The following is a 2,784-nucleotide window of genomic DNA, read 5'->3' as shown; positions in this document are numbered from 1 at the left end:
ATACCTTCGTTTTATTCCTAATTGTAAATTTTGGCTGGTACCCAGAGCAACCAGTGTGGACCAATTTTTTTTTAATAATCTTTGCCAGGACAAATCTATGTTTGAATTTTGGGTTATTAAGCTATCCCCCTGATAAGACAGGTTATAATTCCATATTAAATTAAAGAAGGTCTTCTTATTCCTATAATCCAAATTACCAGAAAAGGCTATTGTAGTAACATCACTACTTCTTGAATAATTTCCACCAAGACTTATATTTCCATTAAACTTCTTCCAAAAATTTCCTTTTATTGGATGAATTTCAACAATGTCATCAATAAATACTTCTTCCTGTTGTCCATTCCTTATTAAAATGACTTTTCCATTGGTTTCAGAGGCCTCAAAAGAGCAATAATAAATAAGCCCGTTTTTCATTTTTATTTCAAATTGCTTGCTAGAAATAAAAGTATTCACATAAGGTTCCTCAACACTTATTGTACCCATACCGTCCATTTTCCATGTAACTACACCGTATTCCATTTTTCTGAAATCCCCTTTTAGCACATTACCATTTACATGAACTATTGTGTCTGTTTTTTGAGCAAGCCCTTTTATTTGTGGAGTCACTATAAAAAATAAAAATAGAATAATATGTAATGTAGCTTTATTCAAATTTTTAGTTTTATGATTTCGTTTATCAAGATTTAGACTGTTATTAATTGTTGATTTTTATGCCTCTTTATGTTTCAAAATGAGAAGGTAAGTAATTATTTAAGCTAATTATAAGCCAAAGGTGGTTTTCTAATTTTTGTGTTAACTTCAAAAGCACGGCCTAATTTAAGCAAATCGCTTTCATGAAAAGGCTTTGCAATAAATGTAAGGCTTATGGGTTCTCCGGTTTCCTTGTATCCCATGGGAATAGTTAATGCCGGATATTTTGCCACTGCTGCATAACCAGCATGGTAATTGTTTATAGATAAAATGGCATCTAATTGGTGCTTATCCATAGGAGTATCAAAAAATAATCTTCCGTTTTCCTCCAATCTATTTTTAATGAGTTGCAATTCCTCCAATGAAGTTGAATCTTTAAGTATTCCATCAAAAATTGATTGCCCGTAGGGAATACGCAACACAGAATCAGCTAAATTAAATTTAACAATCTCCTCAAGAGTGCGCATAGGAATTTCTTCTTTATTTTGGACGTTGGTGTTGAGATATTCAGGAAGATCATTTTTCATATCAATATTGAGAAGTGTTAGAAACCCATCCATAGATACCTCCGGCGCGGTAAACTCTATTATTTCTACACCCTGTTTTTTAAGTTTATCAATCGTATTCCTATAAATGGAATCAGTTTCCAAAAGGTCTTTAAAAACCCCTAACCGTTTTCCTTTCAGACTCCCTGGATTCAAAACCGCTTTAAAATATTTTTCATCGGTACCTACAGACTTATTATCAGCCATGTCCTTACCCGTCATTGCCGAGAGTAAAATGGCATTGTCTATTACATTCTTAGTCATTGGACCCGGGGTATCCAGTGTACTTGAAATGGGAACAATCCCCGACCTGCTCAAAAGTCCAATGGTAGGCTTTAAACCAACTACAGAATTTAGACTAGAAGGGGAAAGAATAGAACCTGAAGTTTCTGTACCCACCGCAGCAACCGCATAGTTGGCGGCAACAGAAGTTCCGCTCCCTGCGCTTGAACCTCCTGTTTCAAAAACCCCCCTGCCATACGGATTCAATGTCTGTCCGCCAATAGCACTGTATCCCAGAGGACAGCCATTACACATATAATAGGCCCATTCACTAAGATTAACTTTGCCTAATATTAAAGCTTTGTTTTTCTTTAATTGTTCAACAATAAAGGCATCTTTTGTTTCATTATCTTTAAGGGCAATTGCTCCGGCCGTAGTATTCATCCCGGCTGTACCAATATTGTCTTTAAGGAGAATCGGCATGCCAAAAATTGGATGACGGTCTTCTGAAATTAAATTGTCAAGCTCCCTGGCTTCCTCTACCACATTTTCATTTAAAGCTATTATAGTATGTAATGTAGTGCTGCTATCCAGTTCAAAACGATAAATTCTATAGAGAAAAAACCGAACTAATTTTTCATAGGTCAATTTTCCATCCTTTATGTGTCTTTGAATAGTGGGTATATCCTGTTCAAGAATCAGGGGTTTTAGTTGATTATAATCGGTCTCAGACATTTCTGCCACTTCGTGATAGAGCGGCCGGAAACTCTCATTTCTGTCTGATACCCTGGACTGTATCAGTTTGTAACGCATTCGTGATTTTTCATGCTCCTGGCTCACTGCTACATCAGAAGAATCATTGTAGGTTTTCCATAGTACCACAGAGGAATAATCTACTTTCTTAGATTCCTTGCAGGAAATAATTAATAAAAGACCGAGTAGGAAAATTAGCTTTTTCATTGTTTTGTATTTACTTGTTTAAGGCTCCAAACAGAGATATTTTGTTCATTCATGCGTACAAATTCATCTTTATCTTCTTTTTGGGCTAATTCTAATGATTTTTGTGCTGAAATAATGGCGCTGCCATAATCTTTCAATGCAGCTTCAACCAAAGATTTAACCCTGTAAAAATAATAGGTATCCCCTTCTAATTCAATGGCTTTATTAAGATAAGACAAGGCCTCCGGATATGATTCTCCCTGTTCCTGCAGATAGCGTGCCGCTTCATAATACGTTTGAGCAGTAGGATTTTCTGCTATTTTGAATGCAATTTCCTGCCTCATTTTTGTATCAGTATCCACTGAAATTGGGATTTTTAGTAGGGTAT

2 protein-coding genes and 1 pseudogene are annotated in these 2,784 nt (G+C 35.6%); all 3 read right to left on the bottom strand.

Annotated features, from left to right (window positions below):
- A partial coding sequence (locus tag WBM60_RS16200; protein WP_424283332.1) for a hypothetical protein occupies positions 1–651 on the bottom strand: 651 nt, incomplete at its 3' end.
- Positions 652–755: 104 nt separating this feature from the next.
- Positions 756–2,417 carry an amidase family protein gene (locus tag WBM60_RS16195; protein WP_424283331.1) on the bottom strand — a complete coding sequence of 554 codons (1,662 nt, stop codon included), beginning with the start codon at positions 2,415–2,417 and terminating at the stop codon, positions 756–758.
- Positions 2,414–2,784 (bottom strand): annotated as a pseudogene (locus WBM60_RS16190) (hypothetical protein); the annotation flags it as partial. The gene WBM60_RS16195 and the pseudogene WBM60_RS16190, both read right to left, overlap by 4 nt.

It is taken from the genome of Eudoraea sp., assembly GCF_049669105.1.
Classification (GTDB): domain Bacteria; phylum Bacteroidota; class Bacteroidia; order Flavobacteriales; family Flavobacteriaceae; genus Eudoraea.
This window is presented reverse-complemented; position numbering and strand designations above follow the sequence as displayed.

What these genes read in the sequence shown, in the direction of transcription:
- WBM60_RS16195 (WP_424283331.1), bottom strand. Translation starts at nt 2,417, where the DNA reads ATGAAAAAGCTAATTTTCCTACTCGGTCTTTTATTAATTATTTCCTGC.